27 protein-coding genes and 1 tRNA gene are annotated in these 22,274 nt (G+C 63.2%); 13 read left to right on the forward strand and 15 right to left on the reverse strand.

From position 1 onward, the window contains the following. Positions 1 to 10: 10 nt before the first annotated feature. The 4 genes from G3545_RS04010 to G3545_RS04025 form a co-directional block, all read right to left on the reverse strand. Positions 11 to 625 (reverse strand): NADH-quinone oxidoreductase subunit C, encoded by a 615-nt coding sequence (locus G3545_RS04010; RefSeq protein ID WP_170010071.1) that lies wholly within the window; start codon positions 623 to 625, stop codon positions 11 to 13. Positions 626 to 680: 55 nt separating this feature from the next. Further along, positions 681 to 1,262 carry an NADH-quinone oxidoreductase subunit B gene (locus tag G3545_RS04015; RefSeq protein WP_170010073.1) on the reverse strand — a complete coding sequence of 194 codons (582 nt, stop codon included), beginning with the start codon at positions 1,260 to 1,262 and terminating at the stop codon, positions 681 to 683. Next, on the reverse strand, positions 1,253 to 1,618 hold the full coding sequence (locus tag G3545_RS04020; protein ID WP_170010075.1) for an NADH-quinone oxidoreductase subunit A: 366 nt from the start codon (positions 1,616 to 1,618) through the stop codon (positions 1,253 to 1,255). Before G3545_RS04020 ends, G3545_RS04015 begins: the two co-directional genes overlap by 10 nt. A 574-nt stretch (positions 1,619 to 2,192) precedes the next feature. Continuing rightward, positions 2,193 to 3,395, reverse strand: coding sequence for an acyltransferase (locus tag G3545_RS04025; RefSeq protein ID WP_348644628.1), 1,203 nt, complete (start codon positions 3,393 to 3,395; stop codon positions 2,193 to 2,195). A gap of 271 nt (positions 3,396 to 3,666) precedes the next feature. Here G3545_RS04025 and G3545_RS04030 point away from each other — a divergent pair, with 271 nt between their 5' ends. From G3545_RS04030 to G3545_RS04045, 4 genes are read left to right on the forward strand one after another with little or no spacing between them, the layout of a single operon-like run. Further along, positions 3,667 to 4,014, forward strand: a complete 348-nt coding sequence (locus G3545_RS04030; RefSeq protein ID WP_170010079.1) for a hypothetical protein — start codon at positions 3,667 to 3,669, stop codon at positions 4,012 to 4,014. 24 nt (positions 4,015 to 4,038) lie between these two features. After that, the gene (locus G3545_RS04035) at positions 4,039 to 5,619 is read left to right on the forward strand and encodes a GMC family oxidoreductase (protein WP_170010081.1); all 1,581 of its coding nucleotides are present in this window, start codon (positions 4,039 to 4,041) and stop codon (positions 5,617 to 5,619) included. A gap of 28 nt (positions 5,620 to 5,647) precedes the next feature. Then, on the forward strand, positions 5,648 to 5,887 hold the full coding sequence (locus G3545_RS04040) for a YqaE/Pmp3 family membrane protein (protein ID WP_170010083.1): 240 nt from the start codon (positions 5,648 to 5,650) through the stop codon (positions 5,885 to 5,887). A 54-nt stretch (positions 5,888 to 5,941) separates the two neighbouring features. Further along, positions 5,942 to 6,292 carry a c-type cytochrome gene (locus tag G3545_RS04045; protein WP_170010085.1) on the forward strand — a complete coding sequence of 117 codons (351 nt, stop codon included), beginning with the start codon at positions 5,942 to 5,944 and terminating at the stop codon, positions 6,290 to 6,292. Positions 6,293 to 6,349: 57 nt separating this feature from the next. Here G3545_RS04045 and G3545_RS29850 read toward each other — a convergent pair whose 3' ends face one another. Further along, complete coding sequence (locus tag G3545_RS29850) at positions 6,350 to 6,901, reverse strand: acyltransferase (protein ID WP_170010087.1); 552 nt, start codon at positions 6,899 to 6,901, stop codon at positions 6,350 to 6,352. 278 nt (positions 6,902 to 7,179) lie between these two features. Between G3545_RS29850 and G3545_RS04055 the strand changes: the two genes are divergently transcribed. Both G3545_RS04055 and G3545_RS04060 read left to right on the forward strand, forming a co-directional pair. Beyond that, positions 7,180 to 8,235 carry an acyltransferase gene (locus G3545_RS04055; protein ID WP_170010089.1) on the forward strand — a complete coding sequence of 352 codons (1,056 nt, stop codon included), beginning with the start codon at positions 7,180 to 7,182 and terminating at the stop codon, positions 8,233 to 8,235. Between the two features lie 132 nt (positions 8,236 to 8,367). Continuing rightward, positions 8,368 to 9,492: an acyltransferase gene (locus G3545_RS04060; protein WP_170010091.1), complete on the forward strand. Its 1,125-nt coding sequence runs from the start codon at positions 8,368 to 8,370 to the stop codon at positions 9,490 to 9,492. 222 nt (positions 9,493 to 9,714) lie between these two features. On the opposite strand, the gene G3545_RS04065 is transcribed toward G3545_RS04060, so the two are convergent. The 5 genes from G3545_RS04065 to G3545_RS29580 all read right to left on the reverse strand — a co-directional run bounded on the left by G3545_RS04065 (position 9,715) and on the right by G3545_RS29580 (position 11,297). Then, positions 9,715 to 9,936, reverse strand: coding sequence for a hypothetical protein (locus tag G3545_RS04065; protein ID WP_170010093.1), 222 nt, complete (start codon positions 9,934 to 9,936; stop codon positions 9,715 to 9,717). Between the two features lie 189 nt (positions 9,937 to 10,125). Further along, positions 10,126 to 10,202, reverse strand: a tRNA-Asp gene (locus G3545_RS04070). 248 nt (positions 10,203 to 10,450) lie between these two features. Further along, complete coding sequence (locus G3545_RS29570) at positions 10,451 to 10,702, reverse strand: hypothetical protein (RefSeq protein ID WP_246702682.1); 252 nt, start codon at positions 10,700 to 10,702, stop codon at positions 10,451 to 10,453. A 17-nt stretch (positions 10,703 to 10,719) separates the two neighbouring features. After that, on the reverse strand, positions 10,720 to 11,019 hold the full coding sequence (locus tag G3545_RS29575) for a hypothetical protein (RefSeq protein WP_246702683.1): 300 nt from the start codon (positions 11,017 to 11,019) through the stop codon (positions 10,720 to 10,722). A 17-nt stretch (positions 11,020 to 11,036) separates the two neighbouring features. After that, positions 11,037 to 11,297 carry a hypothetical protein gene (locus tag G3545_RS29580; RefSeq protein WP_246702684.1) on the reverse strand — a complete coding sequence of 87 codons (261 nt, stop codon included), beginning with the start codon at positions 11,295 to 11,297 and terminating at the stop codon, positions 11,037 to 11,039. A gap of 234 nt (positions 11,298 to 11,531) precedes the next feature. Between G3545_RS29580 and G3545_RS04080 the strand changes: the two genes are divergently transcribed. From G3545_RS04080 to kdsA, 4 genes are all read left to right on the forward strand, one after another. Next, positions 11,532 to 12,956, forward strand: a complete 1,425-nt coding sequence (locus G3545_RS04080; protein WP_170010095.1) for a mannose-1-phosphate guanylyltransferase/mannose-6-phosphate isomerase — start codon at positions 11,532 to 11,534, stop codon at positions 12,954 to 12,956. A 74-nt stretch (positions 12,957 to 13,030) separates the two neighbouring features. Then, positions 13,031 to 14,350, forward strand: coding sequence for a UDP-glucose/GDP-mannose dehydrogenase family protein (locus tag G3545_RS04085; protein WP_170010097.1), 1,320 nt, complete (start codon positions 13,031 to 13,033; stop codon positions 14,348 to 14,350). Between the two features lie 284 nt (positions 14,351 to 14,634). Further along, positions 14,635 to 15,525: a KpsF/GutQ family sugar-phosphate isomerase gene (locus G3545_RS04090; protein WP_246702857.1), complete on the forward strand. Its 891-nt coding sequence runs from the start codon at positions 14,635 to 14,637 to the stop codon at positions 15,523 to 15,525. Positions 15,526 to 15,562: 37 nt separating this feature from the next. Then, complete coding sequence (gene kdsA / locus G3545_RS04095) at positions 15,563 to 16,429, forward strand: 3-deoxy-8-phosphooctulonate synthase (RefSeq protein ID WP_170010101.1); 867 nt, start codon at positions 15,563 to 15,565, stop codon at positions 16,427 to 16,429. A 42-nt stretch (positions 16,430 to 16,471) separates the two neighbouring features. On the opposite strand, the gene G3545_RS04100 is transcribed toward kdsA, so the two are convergent. Beyond that, the gene (locus tag G3545_RS04100; RefSeq protein ID WP_170017894.1) at positions 16,472 to 17,185 is read right to left on the reverse strand and encodes a glutathione S-transferase N-terminal domain-containing protein; all 714 of its coding nucleotides are present in this window, start codon (positions 17,183 to 17,185) and stop codon (positions 16,472 to 16,474) included. A 184-nt stretch (positions 17,186 to 17,369) separates the two neighbouring features. Here G3545_RS04100 and G3545_RS04105 point away from each other — a divergent pair, with 184 nt between their 5' ends. Beyond that, positions 17,370 to 17,741: a hypothetical protein gene (locus G3545_RS04105; protein WP_170010103.1), complete on the forward strand. Its 372-nt coding sequence runs from the start codon at positions 17,370 to 17,372 to the stop codon at positions 17,739 to 17,741. A gap of 327 nt (positions 17,742 to 18,068) precedes the next feature. Next, positions 18,069 to 18,512, forward strand: coding sequence for a hypothetical protein (locus G3545_RS04110; RefSeq protein WP_170010105.1), 444 nt, complete (start codon positions 18,069 to 18,071; stop codon positions 18,510 to 18,512). 102 nt (positions 18,513 to 18,614) lie between these two features. On the opposite strand, the gene G3545_RS04115 is transcribed toward G3545_RS04110, so the two are convergent. The 3 genes from G3545_RS04115 to gatB all read right to left on the reverse strand — a co-directional run bounded on the left by G3545_RS04115 (position 18,615) and on the right by gatB (position 20,921). Then, a complete protein-coding gene (locus G3545_RS04115; RefSeq protein ID WP_170010107.1) occupies positions 18,615 to 18,857 on the reverse strand; it encodes a hypothetical protein in 243 nt (80 codons plus the stop codon). A 97-nt stretch (positions 18,858 to 18,954) separates the two neighbouring features. After that, entirely contained in the window at positions 18,955 to 19,446 is a 492-nt protein-coding gene (locus G3545_RS04120; protein WP_246702685.1) for a GNAT family N-acetyltransferase, read from the reverse strand. Positions 19,447 to 19,448: 2 nt separating this feature from the next. Further along, the gene (gatB, locus tag G3545_RS04125) at positions 19,449 to 20,921 is read right to left on the reverse strand and encodes an Asp-tRNA(Asn)/Glu-tRNA(Gln) amidotransferase subunit GatB (protein WP_170017895.1); all 1,473 of its coding nucleotides are present in this window, start codon (positions 20,919 to 20,921) and stop codon (positions 19,449 to 19,451) included. A 188-nt stretch (positions 20,922 to 21,109) separates the two neighbouring features. Here gatB and G3545_RS04130 point away from each other — a divergent pair, with 188 nt between their 5' ends. Then, the gene (locus tag G3545_RS04130; protein WP_170010109.1) at positions 21,110 to 21,667 is read left to right on the forward strand and encodes a Uma2 family endonuclease; all 558 of its coding nucleotides are present in this window, start codon (positions 21,110 to 21,112) and stop codon (positions 21,665 to 21,667) included. Between the two features lie 12 nt (positions 21,668 to 21,679). On the opposite strand, the gene G3545_RS04135 is transcribed toward G3545_RS04130, so the two are convergent. After that, positions 21,680 to 22,246: a hypothetical protein gene (locus tag G3545_RS04135; protein ID WP_170010111.1), complete on the reverse strand. Its 567-nt coding sequence runs from the start codon at positions 22,244 to 22,246 to the stop codon at positions 21,680 to 21,682. Positions 22,247 to 22,274 lie beyond the last annotated feature (28 nt).

Here is a 22,274-nt window from a genome sequence, read left to right on the forward strand (position 1 = left end):
GCCCTCCGCCTCAGCCCGCCTTCGGGGCGGTTGCCTTCTCGTCGCCCGGGAGCACGTAGTCGGTGCCCTCCCATGGCGACAGGAAGTCGAAGTTGCGGAACTCCTGCGCGAGCTTCACCGGCTCATAGACCACGCGCTTGCGCTCATCGTCATAGCGCACCTCGACGAATCCCGTGGTCGGGAAGTCCTTGCGCAGCGGATGGCCGTCGAAGCCGTAGTCGGTCAGCAGGCGGCGCAGCTCCGGATGGCCGGAGAACAGGATGCCGTAGAGGTCATAGGCCTCGCGCTCGAACCACAAAGCGCCGGGAAACACCGAGGTGGCGGACGGCACCGGCGTGGTCTCGTCGGTCTGCACCTTGATGCGCACGCGCGCGTTCAGCGTCGGCGACAGCAGATGATAGACGACATCGAACCGCTTCTCGCGCTTCGGCCAGTCGACGCCGCAAATGTCGATGAAGCTGATGAACTTGCAGGAGCCGTCGTCGCGCAGGAAGCCAAGCACCTTGAGGATGTGCGCCGCATCGGTGAGCACGGTGAGCTCGCCATAGGCGAACTCTACGGCGCGCACCGCGTCGCCGAGTTGCTCGGTGACCTGAGCGCCCAGCTCCTTGAGGGTCTCGTCCATCTCGCTCACGTGCGGTCCACTCGTTCGTGCTTGCGATCTTCGGCGTTCACGATCTTCAGCGCTCAATCGTGCCGGTGCGGCGGATCTTCTTCTGCAGAAGCAGCACGCCGTACAGCAGGGCTTCCGCCGTCGGCGGGCAGCCCGGGACATAGATGTCGACGGGGACGATGCGGTCGCAGCCCCGCACCACCGAATAGGAATAATGATAGTAGCCGCCGCCATTGGCGCAGGAGCCCATGGAGATGACGTAGCGCGGCTCCGGCATCTGGTCGTAGACCTTGCGCAGCGCCGGGGCCATCTTGTTGGTCAGCGTACCGGCGACGATCATGACGTCGGACTGCCGCGGCGAGGCGCGCGGGGCAAAGCCGAAGCGCTCGACGTCATAACGCGGCATCGAGGTCTGCATCATCTCGACGGCGCAGCAGGCGAGGCCGAACGTCATCCACATCAGCGAGCCGGTGCGGGCCCAATTGATGAGTTCGTCGGTCGCGGTGACAAGGAAGCCCTTGTCGGCGAGTTCGGCGTTCACCTCGAGGAAGAACGGATCGTTCGCGCCGACCGGACGGCCGGTATTCGGATCAATGATGCCCTTGGCCGCGGGAGCGACCGCCGGGCCGGATGTCGCGCTCAATCCCATTCGAGCGCCCCTTTCTTCCATTCATAGACAAAGCCGACGGTCAGCACACCCAGGAATACCATCATCGACCAGAAGCCGAGGTTGCCCAATTCGCCGAACGTAATCGCCCAGGGAAACAGGAATGCGACTTCCAGATCGAAAATGATGAAAAGGATGGAGACCAGATAGAAGCGGACATCGAACTTCATGCGCGCATCGTCGAACGCATTGAAGCCGCATTCATAGGCCGACATCTTCTCCGGGTCGGGGCGGCTGTAGGCCACCAGGAACGGCGACACCAGCAGCGCGAGGCCGATGACGGCCGCGACGCCGATGAAGATCACGACCGGCAGATAATCCTGAAGCAGGCTGCTCATGGACGCCATCCTCCGCGGTCTTCATATGCCATGGCCGTGCCAGTTCCGCAGTTGCGAAATGTTCAAAGCACGAGGCAGGCTTATCGCACCGCCATAAGCGAGGCAAGGGCATCAACTGCGGTTAACGCCGTGCTGGTATACAGAATTCACAGAATGGCCGCGCGGCCGGTTCAATAAGCGACACGGCGGCTTGCGGGGATTCCGCTTGGGCAGCGAGGGGCGCGGGTTCCCGCGATGGATGCGGCCAGTAGCAGCGGGCATCAAGGATGCATGGCTGGTATTCTGTGCAGTGCGGTACAGCCCGTGCCGGGCCGGTCGTTATGAGTCGCAGGCCGCGACTTTCCGGCATGCCCACCGGTGTGAGGCGTGATCAGCAAACCCGGCGGCAGTGAACCACGAACGGAAAAATTGTCACAGGCGCACAGCCTGTTCGCCAGCGCATGAAATGCCTCAGGCTACGGCGGCGCAGTCGAGTGCCGCCACATGTCGCCCTCGGCTCCATTTCCAGCGCAAGGCAATCGAATCGAGGCTTCGACGGCGCGTGGGCGCCGCGCACCCACCAAGCGCCTGGGCGCTACGGCCGAGAGCCCATCGGCGCGACCGTCATACCTGCTGCGATCTGCCGCCCGATCCGGTTGAACCGACTCTCGATGACGGTGAAGAGCACCCACGAGACAAGGAGAATCACCGGAATGCAGCCCATCAGCAGCGCCGCGACGGCAAACTTGGACTGAGCGCCGCCAAGCTGAAGATAAGCGCCGACCACGATGGAAAAAATCGGAATATGGATCAGATAGGTCGAATATGACCACGTCCCGATCGTGGCGATAAATCGGTTCTTAACGAAAAGATCGGTCAGCAGGTTCACGATCGGCACCCGGAACGAAACACGCCCGGCCTCGGACATCGCGCAGGCGAGGAAGGCTATCCAGATTATAGCCTCGATAACGCTCGCGAACTTGAGGGTGATGAACGCCAGAACGACAAGCAGTTCGGCCCCGGCATTCGCCAGCGGTCGATACTCAAGCGCGGCGCGCGAGAGTATGCCGATCAGGAAATATGGCATCGCCAGCAGCAGGAAGGCCGGGTACTGCCATTCCCCGATGAGCCCGGACGTCGCCACCTTGAACAGCACCAGCGACACGCCACAGGCGATGATCATCGTGCGCGTCGACCGCAGCAGCAGCGGCACCAGAAACGGCGCCACAAGGTAGAACTGCCATTCGAGCGATAGACTCCAGGCCGGAGTAAGGAAAGCCGAAACGGCATAAGGCAGCACCTGCGTCGGCACCAGACCATGAAGCATCGAAAGATGCAGCGCCAGATGGACGACGAAGTTGTCGTTCTGGGAAGCGATGCGATCCAGCTTCATTTCGCCCCCGGAAATCCAGGGCAACCCATACGCCGAGGCATACAGTCCGGTTACTGAAATCGCCAATGCCAGACTGAACAGATAAATCGGGAAAATCCTGAACGCCCGCCGAGTTATATATGGTAGATATTCTTCCCTCTTACTCAAGAGAAGGTGCGTTATCACAAAACCACTGACTATAATAAATACGTTAACCGCCATATCATTACGCAATAATATTCGCGATACCGGAGCGGGCAGAAAAGTGCTTGCTCCAGCGAGCTGTACAGCGTGACCAAACACCACCCACCAAGCCATATAAGCTCGCAGGCTCTCAATCGATCGAAAGTTTTGCATGTACGGCCCCGTAACGTTATGCGAGTTTGCACCGCAGCAAAGCGCTGTGCAAGAGTAGACGTCGACCATCAAGTGGATGGCCGTCGATGCTCATTGCATTCTTGGATCGAAGAAAGCGGAAGAATCGACGAAAATCCGGGGGTTGGCATCGGCAGGAGCGGGATGTTACGCATGAGGAAGGCGAGGCGAACCGTTCGTGCAATTGGGCGTCGGAACATTTAGACGCCATAACACTTCGAAATCAGTTTCATTTATCTGCGAACTTGTCGTCATGGTTTTACAGTTGTGATGGATTTCATCCATTCGAATTCTGGTTACTGCCAACAGGAGGGGGGTAAGGATGCAACGTCGGAGTTTCCTGAAGGGTTCGGCCCTCTGCATCGGCATCGCCGCCACAGGCCTCCCGACCGGCGTCCTTGCCAGCCAGCCGGCGATGCGCCTCCTGCGCAGCCCCGCCTGGGCCCGGCTCGGGCAACGCGCCCGCACAGAGCTCCCGGCGACCGATATTGCCGGCCTCGACGCCGACGCCCATTCGGTCATCGAACTGCTGTCCACGTCACGCCAAGGCTTCAAGGCGCGCCTCGCCGACGACATACGCGAGGGACGGACGGTCACCATAGGCGGCGTGACGCTTTCACGGTCGGAGGCGGCGTTGTTCGTCTTTGCGAGCCGCACTCCCCTCGCCTGATATTCCGAGCATTAGAGGACTGACATGGCTTCAGGCTATATTGATGCGCGTGGAGATGGCGTCGGCGATGTCATTGAAGCATCGGTCGCGGTTATCGGATCGGGCGCCGCCGGCCTTACCTTGGCCCGCGAGCTTGCAGAGGCCGGCCGAAGCGTTGTGCTCATCGAATCCGGCGGATTCGATCTGGAGGGGCAGACCCAGAACCTGTTCTCCGGAAAGAACCTCGGGCTGCCCTACTATAATCTGAGCTCCTGCCGCCTGCGGTATTTCGGCGGCACGACCAATCACTGGAGCGGCTTCTGCCGGGCAAACGACGCGATCGACTATGAAGGTCGCCCGGAGATCGGTTTGCCCAAGTGGCCGGTCGACCATGACGAGGTCGATCCCTACATTCGCAAGGCGGCGGATTCGCTGCAGATTTCCAACGAATTCTTCGATCTGTCGCAGTTCATGCACAAGGTCGGCATGCCGACGGACACGCTGGCGGATTCCAGGTCGAAGATCCTGGAGACCAAGGTCTTCCAGCTCGCGAAACACATCCGCCTCGGGCAGATATACCGGGAGTCCCTGGGGCAGCGGCCGAATCTCGCGATCTATCATCACCTCAACGCCGCGCATATCCAGCTTGCCCCCGACGGCAAGACGGTGACCCACGTCGATTGCGTCACCCTGACCGGCAAGAAGGTGCAGGTAAAAGCCAAGATATTCGCACTCTGCTGTCATGCCATCGAGAATGCGCGCCTTCTCCTGGTGTCGAACGATGTGGTCAACACCGGCATCGGCAATGAAAGCGATCATGTCGGCCGGTACTTCATGGACCACACCCACATCTTCGCCTCGAAGTTCATTCCAGGCCCGAACTTCCCGCTGCTTTATGATCGGCGCTTTGCCGAAGCCAAGAATTTGAACATCAATATCGGCTTCAAAGACAATTATCTTCGCGACGAGAAACTTCTTCAGTATTATTGCCGCTTCAATCCGGTTTATTTCGACGAAGATATCGGCGATTCGCTGCGACGGGTTCGACTTGGGTTCTATGAACCCGGCGATGTGTCCTTCCTTATGGACGTCGGCAACATCCTTCGGGACATCGACAGCGTCCTGGTGTCGGAGATCGGCACCAAGCAGTCCATGCTGCCATACCCGCTGCCGGACTATTACGAGATGGAGCATCGGCTCGAGCAGGCCCCCAACCCCTCCTCCCGCGTGGTCATATCCGATCGGCGCGACGCCCTCGGCAGCCCGATCGCCGATCTCCACTGGGAGATCCTCGATGAGGATGTCCGGAGCTTCAGCGTCGGCCAGGAGAGGATCGCCAGCGAATTTGCCGCTCTCGGATATGGCCGTGCCGAGATGGAGGAGATCACGCCGGAGCTCGTGAAATCGCGCATTGCCGGGCACTATCATCAGATCGGCACGACCCGCATGAGCGACACCCCCGCGGATGGCGTCGTCAATCGCGACTGCCGCCTGCACAATGTGGGCAATCTTTACGTCGGCGGCAGTTCCACATTCCCCACTGCGGGATATTCCGGCCCGACGATGATGATCATCGGCTTCGCGATTCGCCTGGCGGACCAGATAAAGACGGACACATCAGTATGAGCATCGGCGTATATTTGGAGCCCCGCCCATGATCGCGCGCATCATTTACTTCATCCTCTGCGTTATTATCCCGCCGCTGGGAGTCTATATGCTCCGCGGCGCGGGAATAGGGTTCATTCTGAACCTGCTCCTGACGGCTGGCTCTGCCGTCGTTTTCCTTGGCTTCTACGCCGGTCCCGGCCTTGCCCTGTTCGGGTTGGCGGTCCTGCACGCCGTCATCATGGCCGTATTGCCAAGGCGCCCGATCGCGGCTGTCACGTATCAGTAGAGTTACAGGGTAAGGGCGTTGGGGATGCGAAGAATTGCCTGTTGCGTAGTTTTGATGGCCGGCCTCGTAGGATGCGGCGAGGAGGCGCCTCCCCTGGACAAGAACGCCGTAGCGCGCGGCGAGAGGGTGGCAGTGAACTGCACGCCCTGCCATAGCCTGAAATCGCGCGCACTGAATGTGGGCCCGCCGCTCAATGACGTGATCGGGCGCAAGGCGGGAACGTTTCCCGGCTACGAATACTCTCCCGAGATGAAGGCGTCGGGCATCACCTGGACACCGGAAGAGATTGCCCGCTTCGTCCAGAACCCCATCGAGGTCGTGCCCGGTACAAAAATGGCGCTCGGGCCTCTTACGCCCGAAGAGGCATCGGACGTCGTTACCTATCTCCGGTCGCTCAAGCGCTGAACCGGCGGCCGATCCGGCGATCGGCCGCCGCCTGCCGGTTGTGCATAGCCGGTAGCCCTATTTGCGACGGAACGTGTCCGATGCGGTGATGGGCCGCAGGACCCGCGCCGGGTTGCCGGCGACCAGCACTTTCTCGGGAATGACCCCACTCACGACCGAACCGGCGCCGATCACCGAGTGATCGCCGATTGTCGTACCGGGCAGGATAATCGCGCTGCGGCCGATCCAGACATTCCTGCCGATGCGGGTCGGCGCCGTCTTCGGCTCTTCGCCTTCATCGATCTGGTGAAAGTTCGTGTCGAAGATGGTGACGAAGTCGGCGATCAGGCAATCGCTGCCGATCTCGACCGACCGTGCCGCGGCAATCGCCACCGCGCTGTTGATGAAGGTGCGATCACCGATCCTGATGGTGGCGTTGCGCTGCGTGGCGAAGCGCGCCGAAGCGGTCAGGGACCGGATGGTCACCTGCGTCCCCATATCGATCCGGCCGTGATTCTGCGTCCAGGGCGTCTTGCCGATCAGCTTGAAGCCGGCGCCGCACGCGATCCCCTTCTGCCGTGCGAAAAGCCGCGCCCGAAACGGAGCCGTCAGATCCGAAAACCACGTCATCCAGGAACCTCCAGCCCGTATAGCCGAGCTTAAATCGTATGGCTTGAACGGTCGGTGTCAGGCGCCGATGCAGCCTGCGCACCTTGCGTTAGGGCAGCGCGACACGTTGAAGCGACGCACCGCGCATTTGAAGAATGTCGTCGGCGGCAATGGGTTCGGCCCATAAAATGCTCGCCGGAGCGCCTCGTTCCTCCACCGATGGCGAGCAGCCCGCTCCCACTGCATGGAAACATGCCGTTCTGCGTTGGTCCGGATCGCTTTGAGATGAGGCAAGAATAATGGCGCCTACAAATCGCGTGCGAAACGCACATTGGGACAACGCAAAGGGTCTCGCGATTGTCGCGGTCGTCGGGATTCATGCGACGACGATGGCATCGACGTTTCCAACCGACAGTTCGAACTTCGCATTTGGCATGGACCTGCGACAGGGGTTTGATTTCGCCGTTCCACTATTCCTTGCAATTGCCGGATACTTCACCGGACTGAAACCTTTGGGATCTCCGATCGAGTTCGTGCGCAATCGCGCCATCAGGATACTCCCACCCTACGTCTTCTGGACGGTGATCTATCGCCTGGCGTTCCGAGCAGGCGACCTCGCATCCCCGGTTGCGATGATAAGACATTTCGCCACCGGATCCGGCGTGATCATCGGTTATTTTGTCATCGTCCTCAGCCAGATGATCATTTTGACTCCGCTGATAGACAGCATCGAAACAAAATCATTGCAAATAGCAACCATAATCCTGACAACCATGGCAGGATTGACATTCACCTATATTACGGCTGTTTTCTACAGTGGCGCCACCATCGCCAAATTTCCTTATTACGCACTACCCTTTATTGTCTGGTATCCGTTCTATCATATGGGGTTTCTTGCGGCAAAGTGGGGTCTGGCTGACCGATTCGGCACGCGAGGATGGTCCATCGCGTTTGCGGTGATGTGGATGGCAGGGTTGGGCGCTTCCTTCATCGAAGCCTCCTGGCTCGTCCATTGGGGACTGCCGTCCTTTGCCGGCTCACAGGTAAAGGCGACGAGCATGGCCGCCTCGCTCGCATTGTTCTTCTTGTTCCTCAGCCTGTCCAAAGCCGCAAGCATCGAGAATGACGGCGTACTTTCCCAACTGGGGAAGGATTCCTATTTCATCTATTTCTTTCACCTTCTTGCCTTCACGGTGCTCGAAGCCGCGCTCCGCGGCGTTCCGCAGATCGTCGATCACCAGTTCGCATATGTACCCGCGCTTATGCTTCTGACGCTTGGGGTCTGCATCATCGCCGCCAGGATCGCGCGTGCCTTGCTGCCCAGGCGGTGGCTGGGCGTCCTGCTGGGTCTTTAGGCCGCGCTTCCAGCGTACAGCCGTGGCCCCTCGCCAGCCCCGACGCGCGGCTCGCATTCCGGCGTCGGCCCGCCCACCTCTTGTGCGCGGTCCTGCTGCAATGCACTCTGCGCCACTGGCATGGGGCGAGATATGCAAAACTTCAGGTCGATCGAGAGCTTGCGCGCTTATATGGCGTGGTGGGTCGTTTTCGGCCACGCCGCACAACTTGCCGGCGGCCAGTATATTTTTCCACAAGCGCTATATGCGATCCTCGACGACAATTATAAGGCCGTCAACGTCTTCATCATCGTCAGCGGCTTCGTGATTACTCATCTTTTGCTGAGCAAAGATGAGAATTACCTGCCATATATTACCAGGCGGGCGTTCCGGATCCTGCCCATATATTTGTTCTGCCTCGTGTTGTCCGTGGCAGTCACCCACCTGATGGTCACCGCAAACACGCTGCCATGGGTGGCGGGCCACGATATGCGGCTCGACCGGTTCGCGCAGGAGGCGCAGAACTTCCATCTGCACCTGCTCCTGCATCTGACCTTGATGCACGGCCTCCCGCCGACCGAACTGCTGCCGTTCTCGGCGTCGGCCTTGCTGCCTCCGGCATGGAGCCTTTCGCTGGAATGGCAATTCTATCTCGTCGCACCGTTCCTGATTCCACTGCTGCTGCGCTCCACGCTCAGCATGATTCTCACATGCGTGGCGCTTCTGGCTCTGCACAAGCTGGCACTGTCCGGCCTGATCGGGCATTGGCAGTATCCCGCCTTCCTGCCCTTGCCGATCCAGTATTTTCTCATCGGCATCCTGTCGCGGGCGGTCCTGGAGTATCGCCCGCTTGCCAATGCCGGCGTTGAATTGCTCGTCGTGCTTGGTGCCATCACGCTCAAATTCGCCGGCGTGATCGAGACGGCCATCTGGATGGCGTTTCTCGCCTGCGCAATGTCGGAAGCCGGGCGCCTCACCTTCCGGATCGCCGCGCTCAGCCGCTTCGCCGACATCGCCATCAAGAACAGGCATATCGCCAGGATCGGAACGTGGTCCTATTCGACCTATCTGATCCATATCCCGATCTTCGCCATCGTCGTCGGCACCTATGCGTCGCTCGCCACGCGGCCATCGCAATGGACGGTGGTGGAATTGCTCGTGCTTTGCATGCCGATCACGCTGGCCCTGTCCTGGCTGCTCTTTACCGAGATAGAAGCCCGATTCAATCTGATCGGGCGCAAACTCGCCCAGAACATGCAAACCGCGCCTCAGGCATAGATGGCCCGGGGCGGCCGTCACCCGGAACGGTCAATGTCAGGACCGTCCGGCGGGACCGGAAGGATCCTCGCCCGCGCGCAAGGCTACCGCTTAAGGCGGATACCAGCGGGGTACCTCAGCCTGCGTGGGCATAAGTGACATTATGGGTTGTGGGTCGGCTACGACGCCACCGCGGCGGCGGTCCGTCACATATCGCCCCCCAGCCCCAGTGAGGGGCCGCCGCTAAGCTGCGCGTCGCTCTGTGGGCCGCTCTCCGGTGTCGACGACCACAACACGACTCGGTTCGCGTTCGATCATGCGCCAGCACCGCTCATGTAGGGTTCCTGCCATAGCCTGCTGCCGGACCAGACGTTCGGCATCCCGCAGATCGTCAGCATCGATGGTGACTTCAGCGACATCGCGGCTGAGCGCAACGCGCTCGATCTTGATCGTGAACAGCGGCATGGCTTGATACTCCACTTTCGTCGCGTGGGTTTCTGCCGCGAGACGCGCTGGAGAGATTTCGAATTCGCACGCAATGAACTGAGCGGACGCTCCAGCCGGACGCTATCCACGCGGACAAAAAGCTGAAACTTGGCAGCTCTAAAGGTTGAAACTGGACCGCTGGGTTGTCGCGCAAGCCATTGCAATCAATGGCGGGAGTGACGGGGCTCGAACCCGCGACCTCCGGCGTGACAGGCCGGCGCTCTAACCAACTGAGCTACACCCCCAACTGACGGGTCGCGTTGACCTCGCGTCGAGTGGGCCGCGTGTTACGGCACCCCCATCCGGGTGTCAAGCAAGGCCGCCGCTTTATCCTCAGCCCGTACGAATTTCGGCCCGACAAGATGCCCCACGGGGACGCTCAGCCGGGCAAGCGGGGACGCCGGTTGGACAGGATTTCTTCGGCCAGCGCCTCTCCCGCGATCAGCAGCGGCACGGCGAGAAAAGTAGTGCCGATCAGGTCCCACAGCCAGGTTCACACCGCCATCGACAGGAACACCCCGAACGGATTGAGCGATACCTGGCGCCCGACGATCATCGGCATCAGGAAATGTCCCCCGACGCTGGTGAGGACGAGGAACGCCCCCATCGGGGCGAGGCCCTGCAAAATCGTCGGGAAGGTGATGAGCCCGACCGCGGCGAGAATCGCCGTCATAACCGCCGGCCAGACATAGGGAATGTAGGTCGGCACGCAGGCGAGGGCGCCCCACGGCAGCGGATTGGACAATCCGAGCCCCCAGGTCATCAGGCCGGGGCGACACCAAGGCAGAGGTTGATGAAGGTCGCGGTGGCGAGATAGGCGCCAAGCCGCGGGGTCACCAGGCACACCATGCTTTGCTGGATGGTCGAATCCGCGACACCGACCTGGAGCGGCGGCCTCGGCGGACGGTCGATCGATTCGATGGAAGCGATGAACGAGGCGATGGTTCGCAGCACCAGCAGGAGCGCCTCGAAGCGCTCCTGCATAGGTTTGCCGATCTCCGGCGCCCGGTTGACCCAGTCTGCCGGCGGCGCGGCCAGCGCGGCGGTGACGCCGTGGAACACCGCGCACCGCAGGCCGACTAAGAGGAACGAGGCCGTAGCGTCGGAATGCCGCGGTGGCCCGAGGCTTCGATCGCCGGGCCGATGACGCTGCCGATGATCACCGCGGCGACGATGGGGATGAGAATCGCCCGCGCTGCCACCAGCGGGCCGAGCGCGATGACGATGTTCGCCACCTGCGTGAGACGCAGCCACAATCGCTCATTGCGCTCGACGGTCAGAACGCGTGCCGACACCTCCGCCCGGAACTGGTCGGCCTCGCCGGCTGTGCGGTGCCGCATGTCCATTTGAAATCCCTGCGCGGCCGCCGATGGCCGAGGCGGCAGGGAGTCGCGTGCTACCCATCCAGACACCGCAGCATTCGAAGCGTTACGCGAGAGACTTCGAAGCGTTAAGATACAAGGGCCCCGCGACGGCAATGCGCTTGGCCAACTGCATTATTTCCGTCATGCTGCGAGTGCGAAGGTGTCGGCGGCGGCACGCTCGCGCTGTTCACGGGCATGGAGGCAATACGGATGCTGAGTACTTCTTCGATCGTGCCGGTGATACTGGCCGGAGGCAGCGGTTCGCGGCTTTGGCCGATCTCGCGCGACAGTCTGCCGAAGCAGTTCCAGCCGCTCGCCAGCAGCCGTACGCTCTATCAGGAGACGCTGGAGCGCGTGTCCGACCGCAGCCTGTTCGCCGCCCCCCTCGTCGTCACCCACGAGGATTTCCGCTTCTTCGCCCGCCGCCAGGCCAGCGAGATCGGCATCGAGGCCACCGTGGCGCTGGAGCCCACGCGCCGGGATTCCGGCCCCGCCTTGATCGCCGCGGCCATGATCGCCCAGCGCCTTGCCGGCGAGAACTGCCTCGTGCTGGCCCTCGCCGCCGACCATGTCGTGCTCGACCAGGAACTGTTCCTCGATGCCTGCCGCGAGGCGGCGGTCGCCGCCGGCGAAGGACGCATCGTCACCTTCGGCATCACCCCGAACGAGCCGCGCAGTTCCTATGGTTATATCCGCCCCGGCAAGACGTTCGGCGAGAGCGACGTGCGCGCCGTCGATGCCTTCGTCGAGAAGCCGGACACCGCGACTGCGGCCCGCTACCTTGCCGAGGGCTATCTCTGGAACTCCGGCAACTTCCTGTTCCCAGCCCAGCTGCTGATCGATGAAGCGACCCGCTTCGAGCCGGAGATCGTCGAGGCGGTGGGCGCCTCGGTTGAAACCGCGGTGAACGATCTCGGTTTCCTTCGGCTCGATCCGACCGCCTTCGCCGCCTCGCCGGCGAAATCGATCGACTATGCCGTCATGGAGCGCACCGATCGTGCCGCCGTGGTCGCCGGAAGGTTCCGCTGGTCGGATATCGGCAGCTGGGACGCGCTGCGCGAACTCACCGAGAGCGACGAGTCCGGCAATGTCACCCGCGGCCCGGTGACGCTGCTCGACAGCCGCAACTCCTATGTCCGCTCGGAAGGCCCGCTGGTCGCGGCGGTGGGGCTGGACGGCGTGTCGGTGGTCGCCACCGACGATGCCGTGCTGGTGATGCCGGCGGAGCGCTCGCAGGACGTCAAGGCGCTGGTCGCCAAGCTGAAGGCCGAGCGCCACAATGCGGCGAGCGAGCATCTGAAGATGCACCGCCCCTGGGGCACCTACCAGACCATCTGCCGCGGCGAGCGATTCCATGTGAAGAAGATCGTGGTCGAGCCGGGCGAGCGGCTCTCGCTGCAGAAGCACCACCACCGCGCCGAGCACTGGATCGTGGTCAAGGGCATTGCCGAGGTGACGCTCGACGGCCGGGTATTCGAGGTGCGCGAGAACGAATCGACCTATCTGCCGCTCGGCGGCGTCCATCGCCTCGCCAATCCCGGGAAGATCAACCTCGAGCTCATCGAGGTTCAGACCGGATCCTATCTCGGCGAGGACGACATCATCCGTTTCGAGGACGTCTATAACCGCAACTGAAACCGCAACCGGGCGGCGCAGCCCCGCCGCTCTCGTTTGCCGCCCTTTCCTTTCACTGCGAAGGATTCGAACTCATGCATGTCGCGATGATCGGCACCGGCTATGTCGGGCTGGTGTCAGGAGCTTGCTTTGCCGATTTCGGCCATTTCGTCACCTGCGTCGACAAGGACGAGCGCAAGATCAAGGCGCTCCAGCAGGGTGTGATGCCGATCTATGAGCCCGGGCTCGACGATCTCGTCGACCGCAATGTGCGGCAAGGCCGGCTTTCCTTCACCACCGACATCGGTCCGGCGGTGGAGAAGGCCGACGCCGTGTTCATCGCCGTCGGCACCCCCTCGCGGCGCGGTGACGGCCACGCCGATCTTTCCTACGTCTATGCCGCCACCCGCGAGATCGCGAGCTCCTGCCGCGACTTCACCGTCATCGTCACCAAGTCGACGGTGCCGGTCGGCACCGGCGACCAGGTCGAGCGCATCGCCCGCGAGACCGCGCCGGGCGCCGACATCGCCGTGGTCTCCAATCCGGAGTTCCTGCGCGAAGGCGCGGCCATCGAGGATTTCAAGCGGCCGGATCGCATCGTCGTCGGCACCGACGACGAGCGCGCCCGCGCGGTGATGACCGAAATCTACCGCCCGCTCTATCTGAACTCCTCGCCGCTGCTTTTCACCGCGCGCCGCACCTCGGAGTTGATCAAGTACGCCGCCAACGCCTTCCTGGCGACCAAGATCACCTTCATCAACGAGATCGCGGATCTGTGCGAGCGGGTCGGCGCGAACGTCCAGGAAGTGGCCCGCGGCATCGGCCTCGACAACCGCATCGGCTCCAAGTTCCTGCATGCCGGCCCCGGCTATGGTGGCTCGTGCTTCCCCAAGGACACGCTGGCATTGGTGCGCACCGCGCAGGAAGCCGGCGCGCCGCTGCGCATCGTCGAGACCGTGGTCGGGGTCAATGACGCGCGCAAATCGTCCATGTCCCGCAAGGTGGTCGCCGCGCTCGGCGGCGACGTGCAGGGCGCCACGATCGCGATGCTCGGCCTCACCTTCAAGCCCAACACCGACGACATGCGCGAGGCGCCGTCCATCGCGATCGTCCACTCGCTTCTCGACAAGGGCGCCAATGTGCGGGCCTATGATCCGGAAGGCATGGCCGAGGCTCGCCACGTGCTGCCCAGCGAAGTCGTCTATGCCGAGGACGCCTATGAGTGCGCCAAGGACGCCGACGCCCTCGTCATCGCCACCGAGTGGGATGCGTTCCGCGCGCTCGACTTCGACCGGCTGAAGGCAACGCTCAAGCGCCCGGTCATCATCGACCTGCGCAACATCTATCGGCCGAGCGAAATGGAAGCCCGTGGCTTCCTCTATGACAGCGTCGGACGGCCGCAGCGGGTACACTGAGTGGCGATCGGCACGGGACCACGGCAGGGACGGATTGCATCTGCGCCCGTCGGCGCTTATTCACGCCGTTCATGCCGACCGCCGGTTCCGTGCCGAAGGAGGGCGCATTGGCCCCTATCGATCTCGAAGATTCTGCCCGTCTCGACGATTCTGCTCTTGAAGGTACTGCCCGTCGTGAAGATGCCACGCATCGTGCATCGTCCCCGAACGGGGCGGCGCTGGGTGCCAATCTGCGACGGACCCTCACCATCGAGGCGGCGGGGCTGGCCGCCCTGCTCGATGCCCTGGACGGCCCGCTCGGTGAAAGTGTCGAGCGGACGGTGCGGCTGATCGAAGACGCGCGCGGTCGGGTCATCGTCACCGGCATGGGCAAGAGCGGGCATATCGGCCGCAAGCTCGCCGCCACCCTCGCCTCCACCGGCACCCCTGCGCTTTTCATGCATGCTGCCGAGGCCGGCCATGGCGATCTCGGCATGGTCACGCCGGATGACGTGCTGGTCGCGCTGTCCTGGTCCGGCGAGACCACCGAGCTTGGCGACGTAGTCTATTATGCCGGCCGCTTCGCCGTGCCGCTCGTTGCCATCACCGCCAATGCGAACAGCGCGCTCGGCCGGGCCGCCGATATCGTGCTGCAATTGCCCAAGGTCGAGGAAGCCTGCCCGAACGGGCTGGCGCCGACCACGTCGACCCTCATCCAGCTGGCGCTCGGCGACGCGCTCGCCGTCGCGCTGCTCGAGCGGCGCGGCTTCACCGCCTCCGACTTCCGGGTCTTCCACCCCGGCGGCAAGCTGGGCGCGCGCCTGCTCAAGGTGAGCGACCTGATGCATGGCAGCGAGGCCATGCCGCTGGTCGTCCTCGGCACGCCGATGAGCGAGGCCCTGATCGAGATCACCAGCAAGCGCTTCGGCTGCTGCGGCGTGGTGGAGACGGGCGGCCAGCTTACCGGGATCGTCACCGACGGCGACTTGCGCCGCCACATGGGCACCGAGTTGCTCGCTCGCCCGGTCGAAGCGGTGATGACGCCGGCTCCGCTGGTGATCGAGCCGGGCGAACTCGCCTCCGCCGCGCTCGGCCTGATGAGTCGCGGCCAGATCACCGTGCTGTTCGTCGTCGATGCCGGCGTGCCGGTCGGCGTGCTGCACATTCACGACGTGCTGCGCGCCGGCGTGGTGTGACCAGAGCCGCTTCCCCACAATCGCCCAGGAGAACCCCATGAGCGGCCACGAGAGCGGCCAGAAGGGCGGCACCGCCGCCAACGCCACCGTCACGGTCGGCGATGTGAGATTCGCCAACCATCTGCCGCTCGCCTTGATCGCCGGCCCCTGCCAGATGGAAAGCCGCGCCCATGCGCTCGAATGCGCGGCGGCGCTGCACGAGATCGCCGGGCGGCGCGGTATCGGCCTTGTCTTCAAGACCTCGTTCGACAAGGCCAACCGCACCTCGATCAAGGGCGCCCGTGGCATGGGCCTCAAGGCGGCGCTGCCGGTGTTCGCCGAGGTGCGCGAGCGCTACGGCATGCCGGTGCTCACCGACATCCACGAGATCGAGCAGTGCGTGCCGGTCGCGGAAGTGGTCGACATACTGCAGATACCGGCCTTCCTCTGCCGCCAGACCGACCTGCTGATCGCCGCGGCGCATACCGGACGCACGGTGAATGTGAAGAAGGGCCAGTTCCTGGCGCCCTGGGACATGAAGAACGTCGTCGCCAAGCTGACCGACAGCGGCAATCCCAATGTGCTGGTGACCGAGCGGGGCGCGTCCTTCGGCTACAACACTCTGGTCACCGACATGCGGGCGCTGCCGATCATGGCCGAAACCACCGGAGCCCCGGTGATCTTCGACGCCACGCATTCGGTCCAGCAGCCGGGCGGACAAGGCACCTCCTCGGGCGGCCAGCGCGAGTTCGTGCCGGTGCTGGCGCGGGCCGCGGTCGCGGTCGGAGTCGCGGGGGTGTTCATCGAGACTCACCCCGATCCCGACCACGCCCCCTCCGACGGACCGAACATGGTGCCGCTGAAGGATTTCGAGGCGCTGCTGGAACGGCTGCAGGCCTTCGACCGGGTGGCGAAGGCGGCGTAGCGCCACAACAGCCGACGACGATCCGATCGCCGTCGGCAGCGTTCAGCCTCGCGCCCGCTGGCCGAACAATACCTTCTGCGCGTCCTTGTCGGTGGCGAGGTCGATCTTGCCGCGGTCTTCGGCGTTCACGGCAAGGCCGCGCTTCACCGCCGGGCGCGCCGCCACCGCCGCCAGCCAGCGGGCGAAGTGCGGGAACTCGGCGATGTCCTGGCCCTGGCGCTGCCACAGCTTGGCCCAGCCGTAGCAGGCCATGTCGGCGATCGAATAGGCGCCGGCCAGATACTCGCGGTCCTTCAGCTGGGTGTTCATTACCCCATAGAGCCGGTGGACCTCATTGGTGTAGCGGTCGATGGCGTAGGGGATCTTCTCCGGCGCATAGATGCGGAAATGGTGCGCCTGGCCGGCCATCGGCCCCAACCCGCCCATCTGCCAGAACAGCCACTGGTCGACCCCGACCCGGCCGCGCTCGTCGAGCGGATAGAACAGGCCAGTCTTGCGGCCGAGATACTGCAGGATCGCGCCCGACTCGAAGATCGAGATCGGCGCACCGTCCGGCCCCTCGGGGTCGATGATCGCCGGCATCTTGTTGTTCGGGGAGATGGCGAGAAAATCCGGCTTGAACTGGTCGCCCTTGGCGATGTTCACCGGAACCACCTCATAAGGCAGCCCGCACTCCTCCAGCATGATGCTGATCTTCCAGCCATTCGGCGTCGGCCAGTAAAAAAGCTGGATCGGCTGGGTCTGGAGTTCGGCCATCATGTCGCCCTTGCGCTGCCTCCCCTCGCCCTTAAGGGCGGCGGGCTTGATTTTCCCGCTCCAGAACTAGGACTCCTCGCGTCGCGTGGCAAGCGCCGCCTACATCGGCCAGCATTGCCCGGATTCAAGATCACGGGCCAGTGAAATTCCGTTGCGGGAGCACATTTACTTTACGATACGACAGATGTCACATGTATTCATACGCATTACCATGATGATTTCTTGGATCAGTCCCAATTCGGACACGGAACAGGAAGCAAATGACGGCGTGCCGTCGAGCGACGGCCCCTATGACAGGAGGCTCCCGATGATCCACGCCAAAACCGCCGCTTTCACCACCGCCGCTTTCCTGCTCGCCACCGCTTCGGCGTTCGCGCAGGACGCGACCACGACGCAAGAGCCGGCCATGCCTGCCAAGCCCGCCCTCACCCATGCCCAGAAGCTGGCGCTGGAGAAGAGCTGCAAGAGCGAATGGACCGCTGACCGCAAGGCCGGAAAAGCCAAGGACATGACCCGCAAGGTGTACATTGCCGACTGCTTGAAGAAAGGCGCCTGACGCCCCGGAGCCCTATCCGCCTGGATGGAATCATCCGAGCAAAAGGATAGTGCTCTCAGTTCGAACCGCTGAAGCACGTTCCAAGCGCAAAAGTCTTCCAACTTTTGCGGAATATGCTCTCGTCGCGGCGTCGCTACCGGCTCGGCCCGGCGGCGCCGCGATCCTGGCAGGCGGCCTTAACGCTGCTGCCACATGGACTTGATACGGTCCTTGCAACCGCCAGCGCGCGGGAGGAAAATGCAACTGAGCGGCTGAAGGCTGCACGACGCTGCCGAACCGCCCGGAAACGTCCTAGTTCAGGCCGTCGCACGGCCCCAGGAGGCCAACATGTCCGCTCGTATCAAGCCGCTTACTCTCGCGCTCGCCGCCGCGCTCGTTCTCTCCTTCGCCAGCGCCGCCGCGCAGGCCCAGGCCCCCAGCAAGATGAAGGTCTGCGCCGATCAGTGGAACGAACTGAAGGCGAAGAACCAGACCGGCGGACAGACCTACCAGGAATTCTCCAAGAAGTGCATGTCGGGCGACGGCGCCGCCGCTGCGCCCGCGGCAAAGCCGGCCGCGACGACGACCACCACGACCACCGCACCGGCCACCACGACGAAGCCTGCCGCGGCGCCCAAGCCGACCCAGGCTGCCGCCAAGGACGACGAGGAAGCCGGCACGGCGAAGGAAGACCTCGCCAAGTGCAATGCCTCGTGGAAGGACTACAAGGCGCAGAACAATGTCTCCGGCGCCAAGGCCTGGCACGTCTTCATGGCGCGCTGCCTGCCCTGATCGGACACTTCCGCATCGGCCAGACTGCCAGCATCCCCGGAAGCCGCACTTCCGGGGATGCTGAGTTTTGGGGGCGCCGCCCTTATGGCAGCAACGAGCGCATCAGGGTGCGCGATCCCGGTTGGTTCGAAGGACATCGTACTCGATCGCCAGCCGCGCGGTGTAACGCACGGTCTCCACGCCGACCACGAGAAGCCCGATCGGCAACAGGATGCCGAACACCAGCAGCAGCCAGATCGCGCCCTGCGTCTGGATCGAGCGTGCCGCAGAGGCACGGCTCGCCCGCGTACAGACAAAAAGTCCGACGGCCGAAACGAGCACGATGGCGAGACCGAGCAACATCATGAAAGGCGTCTAGCGCATCTGGGGAAGCCGCGCCACATCGCGCCTCACCATCGCCCGTTCATCTGCATGCGCCGCGTTGCCCATCGGGCGTTGCGCACTACCGCAGCTTCAACTTGAAGCCTTCGTGGCTACGGACAAAGCCGAGGCGCTCATAGAAGCGGTGGGCGTCGGTGCGGCGTTTCGACGAAGCCAGGGCAAGTTGCACCGCGCCGCGGGCACGCGCCTCGTCCATCGCGAAGCGCATCATCGCGGCGCCGATGCCGCGCCCGCGCGCAGTCGGCGCGACCTGCACCGCTTCGACCAGGGCACGGGCGCCGCCGCGCGCCAGAAGCGTCGGCTGGATGGTGAGTTGGAAGGTGCCGACCACCTCGGCTCCGAGGCAGGCCACAAACAGCGTCTGGCCGGGATCAGCGGCGATTGCCGCAAATGCCCGCTCATAATCCGGGCGAGCGCCGGCATCGGTCGTATCGCCGTGCCCTCCGACGTCGTCGGCGGCGAGAACGGCGATGATGGCCGGCAGGTCGTCGATGTGGGCGACGCGGATGGTCAGCGCCGCGTCCATTGCCGCAAGCTCGCCAGCTACTGCCATCGTCAGATGCCGAGCTTGCTCTTCAGGAGATCGTTCACCGCCTGCGGATTGGCCTTGCCGCCGGTCTGCTTCATCACCTGGCCGACGAACCAGCCGAGCATGGTCGGCTTGGCCTGCACCTGCTCGACCTTGTCGGGGTTGGCGGCAATGATGGCGTCGACCGCCGCCTCGATGGCGCCAGTGTCCGTCACCTGCTTCATGCCGCGAGCCTCGACGATGGCGCGCGGATCGCCGCCTTCGGTGAAGACGATCTCGAACAGCTCCTTGGCGATCTTGCCCGAGATGGTGCCGTCGGCGATCAGGTCGACGATGGCACCGAGCTGCACCGCGGAGACCGGCGAGGAGGCGATGTCCTTGCCTTCCTTGTTCAACCGACCGAACAGCTCATTGATGAGGAAGTTCGCCGCCGCCTTGGCGTCGCGGCCCTTGGCTGCGTCCTCGAAAAAGTCGGCAGTGTCGCGCTCGGCGACCAATACGCCGGCGTCATAGGGCGTCAGACCATAGGCGGCGATGAAACGCGCCTTCTTCTCGTCCGGCAGTTCCGGCAGATGCACCGCGAGCCCGTCGACGAAGGTCTGGTCGAATTCCAGCGGCAGCAGGTCCGGATCAGGAAAATAGCGATAATCGTGCGCTTCTTCCTTGGAGCGCATGGACCGCGTCTCGCCCTTGCCGGGATCGAACAGCCGCGTCTCCTGCACGATCGAGCCGCCATCCTCGAGGATGCCGATCTGCCGGCGCGCTTCGCTCTCCACCGCCTGGCCGATGAAGCGGATGGAGTTGACGTTCTTGATCTCGCAGCGCGTGCCGAAGGGATCGCCGGGCTTCCTCACCGAGACATTGACGTCGGCGCGTAGGCTGCCCTTCTCCATGTCGCCGTCGCAGGTGCCGAGATAGCGCAGGATGGTGCGCAGCTTGGTCACATAGGCCTTGGCCTCCTCGGAGGAGCGCAGGTCCGGCTTGGAGACGATCTCCATAAGCGCGACGCCGGAGCGGTTCAGGTCGACCAGCGACTGGCTGGGATGCTGGTCATGGATCGACTTGCCGGCGTCCTGCTCGAGGTGCAGGCGCTCGATGCCGACCTCGAAGCTGCCGCCCTCCGCCATGTCGACCAGCACCACGCCCTCGCCGACGATCGGGCTCTTGTACTGGCTGATCTGGTAGCCCTGCGGCAGGTCCGGGTAGAAATAATTCTTGCGGTCGAACACCGAGCGCAGATTGATCTCGGCCTTCAGCCCCAGCCCGGTACGCACCGCCTGCCTCACGCATTCGGCATTGATCACCGGCAGCATGCCCGGCATTGCCGCATCGACCAGCGAGACATGATCGTTCGGCTCGCCGCCGAACTCGGTCGACGCGCCGGAGAACAGCTTGGCGTTGGAGGTGACCTGGGCATGGATCTCCAGGCCGATCACCACTTCCCAGTCGCCGGTCGCGCCGCGGATCAGCTTCTTCGGGTCGGCGGGGCGGGCATGCATGTTCATGGGTCGGGCCTGCTCTTGCGGTGCCTTGCGTAGGTTGGTTCTGCCTACTCCCAAAGCCTAGCCTGAGGCAACCGCCCTGCCCGGTCAGCGGCGTTCAGCATGGCGAGTGCCAGTGTGCCCGGGTGCTTTGGATGCGGAAGTGGCCGCATGCTAGTATGCACCGCCCGGGAGAGACGGCTGGCATGAACCTGCGTACCGATATACCGATGACGAAGGAGGCCTTCCTGCGCTGGGTGCAGCGGCAGGAAGGCAATTACGAGTATGTCAGGGGCAAAGTCGTCATGATGGTGCGGGTCACGCGGAACCACGGGTTCGTGACCCGCAACCTTCTGTTGCTCCTGTCCGAGCGCCTCTCATCGGATCAATGGAACGTCTTTGCCGATGCACTCGCGGTCGACATCGGCGAGTCGATCCGTTGCCCCGATATCGTCGTCGAGCCGGTCGGCGGAGAAGGTTCAAGCGTCTTCACCGATGCCCCGGTGCTGCTCGCTGAGGTGCTTTCGCCCTCTTCACTTGAAACCGACCTCCACGAAAAGGCGGAGGAATATACCGCCCTGCCTTCACTTCAGGCCTATGTCGTGCTGGCCCAGGACGAACCGCGACTTTGGGTCTGGCAGCGCGATGGAGACGGCCTGTTTCCGAGGGCAGGCGAAATGATCGAAGGCTCCGACGCCGTTCTCGAACTGCCAGCGCTCGGCATCGAACTGCCACTTGTCGCCATCTATCGCGGCGTGCGCTGACAGCCCCTCACCTCACTCGATCGCCACCAGCGCATACGGGCATTGCAGATTGCTGTCGTCCGAACTGCCACGGTAGCAGAGCAAGCGCTGCGGTAGGTCGGCGATCAGTTCGGTGGTGTCGGGCTGGCCGTTCGCCGATGGCTTGCGGCCGAACAGGATGCGGCCGGGCTCGATCGACTTCACCACATAGTAATATTGCGCATTGCCGTCCGGGCGCTCCTGCAATTCGCGCCAGTCGCCCTTGCCGATATTAGTGACGGTGGCGTCAAGCAGCCGGTAGGTCTTGGTCGCCTCGTTATAATAGGGCGTCTTGAAGGTGATGGTCTTGGCATTGGCGAGGTCGAGCGTCTGCTTGGCGCCGGCATAGAGCCCGACCACAGAGAGGGACAACGCGCCCAATACCATGACCAGGAACACCGCGAATCCAACCCATGGCGAAGAAGTGCGCGCCCGCGCCAAATAGAATACGCCGGCACAGCCGATCACCAGCAGGCATAATGCGATGATGCCCAGTCCGCTCTGGCTCGCCGCCTTGATGACCTCGGGTCCATTCTGGAAAACTGTCTGTATCCACTCCACGACATCGCCCCCCGGCTGATCACCGGCT

The organism is Starkeya sp. ORNL1 (assembly GCF_012971745.1).
Taxonomy (GTDB): domain Bacteria; phylum Pseudomonadota; class Alphaproteobacteria; order Rhizobiales; family Xanthobacteraceae; genus Ancylobacter.

Bases quoted from the DNA above. Each gene is read 5' to 3' on its own strand.
- G3545_RS04085 (WP_170010097.1), top strand. From the start codon at position 13,031: ATGCATGTCGCGATGATCGGCACCGGCTATGTCGGGCTGGTGTCAGGA.
- gatB (WP_170017895.1), bottom strand. From the start codon at position 20,921: ATGCATGCCCGCCCCGCCGACCCGAAGAAGCTGATCCGCGGCGCGACC.
- G3545_RS04100 (WP_170017894.1), bottom strand. From the start codon at position 17,185: ATGGCCGAACTCCAGACCCAGCCGATCCAGCTTTTTTACTGGCCGACG.
- G3545_RS04035 (WP_170010081.1), top strand. From the start codon at position 4,039: ATGGCTTCAGGCTATATTGATGCGCGTGGAGATGGCGTCGGCGATGTC.
- G3545_RS04130 (WP_170010109.1), top strand. From the start codon at position 21,110: ATGAACCTGCGTACCGATATACCGATGACGAAGGAGGCCTTCCTGCGC.
- G3545_RS04105 (WP_170010103.1), top strand. From the start codon at position 17,370: ATGTCACATGTATTCATACGCATTACCATGATGATTTCTTGGATCAGT.
- G3545_RS29850 (WP_170010087.1), bottom strand. From the start codon at position 6,901: ATGACGTGGTTTTCGGATCTGACGGCTCCGTTTCGGGCGCGGCTTTTC.
- G3545_RS04010 (WP_170010071.1), bottom strand. From the start codon at position 625: ATGGACGAGACCCTCAAGGAGCTGGGCGCTCAGGTCACCGAGCAACTC.
- G3545_RS04030 (WP_170010079.1), top strand. From the start codon at position 3,667: ATGCAACGTCGGAGTTTCCTGAAGGGTTCGGCCCTCTGCATCGGCATC.
- G3545_RS04065 (WP_170010093.1), bottom strand. From the start codon at position 9,936: ATGCCGCTGTTCACGATCAAGATCGAGCGCGTTGCGCTCAGCCGCGAT.
- G3545_RS04080 (WP_170010095.1), top strand. From the start codon at position 11,532: ATGCTGAGTACTTCTTCGATCGTGCCGGTGATACTGGCCGGAGGCAGC.
- G3545_RS04120 (WP_246702685.1), bottom strand. From the start codon at position 19,446: ATGGCAGTAGCTGGCGAGCTTGCGGCAATGGACGCGGCGCTGACCATC.
- G3545_RS04110 (WP_170010105.1), top strand. From the start codon at position 18,069: ATGTCCGCTCGTATCAAGCCGCTTACTCTCGCGCTCGCCGCCGCGCTC.
- G3545_RS04020 (WP_170010075.1), bottom strand. From the start codon at position 1,618: ATGAGCAGCCTGCTTCAGGATTATCTGCCGGTCGTGATCTTCATCGGC.
- G3545_RS04055 (WP_170010089.1), top strand. From the start codon at position 7,180: ATGGCGCCTACAAATCGCGTGCGAAACGCACATTGGGACAACGCAAAG.
- G3545_RS04115 (WP_170010107.1), bottom strand. From the start codon at position 18,857: ATGATGTTGCTCGGTCTCGCCATCGTGCTCGTTTCGGCCGTCGGACTT.
- G3545_RS04045 (WP_170010085.1), top strand. From the start codon at position 5,942: ATGGCCGGCCTCGTAGGATGCGGCGAGGAGGCGCCTCCCCTGGACAAG.
- G3545_RS29580 (WP_246702684.1), bottom strand. From the start codon at position 11,297: ATGCGGCACCGCACAGCCGGCGAGGCCGACCAGTTCCGGGCGGAGGTG.
- G3545_RS04060 (WP_170010091.1), top strand. From the start codon at position 8,368: ATGCAAAACTTCAGGTCGATCGAGAGCTTGCGCGCTTATATGGCGTGG.
- G3545_RS04040 (WP_170010083.1), top strand. From the start codon at position 5,648: ATGATCGCGCGCATCATTTACTTCATCCTCTGCGTTATTATCCCGCCG.
- G3545_RS04025 (WP_348644628.1), bottom strand. From the start codon at position 3,395: ATGGTCGACGTCTACTCTTGCACAGCGCTTTGCTGCGGTGCAAACTCG.
- G3545_RS04015 (WP_170010073.1), bottom strand. From the start codon at position 1,262: ATGGGATTGAGCGCGACATCCGGCCCGGCGGTCGCTCCCGCGGCCAAG.
- kdsA (WP_170010101.1), top strand. From the start codon at position 15,563: ATGAGCGGCCACGAGAGCGGCCAGAAGGGCGGCACCGCCGCCAACGCC.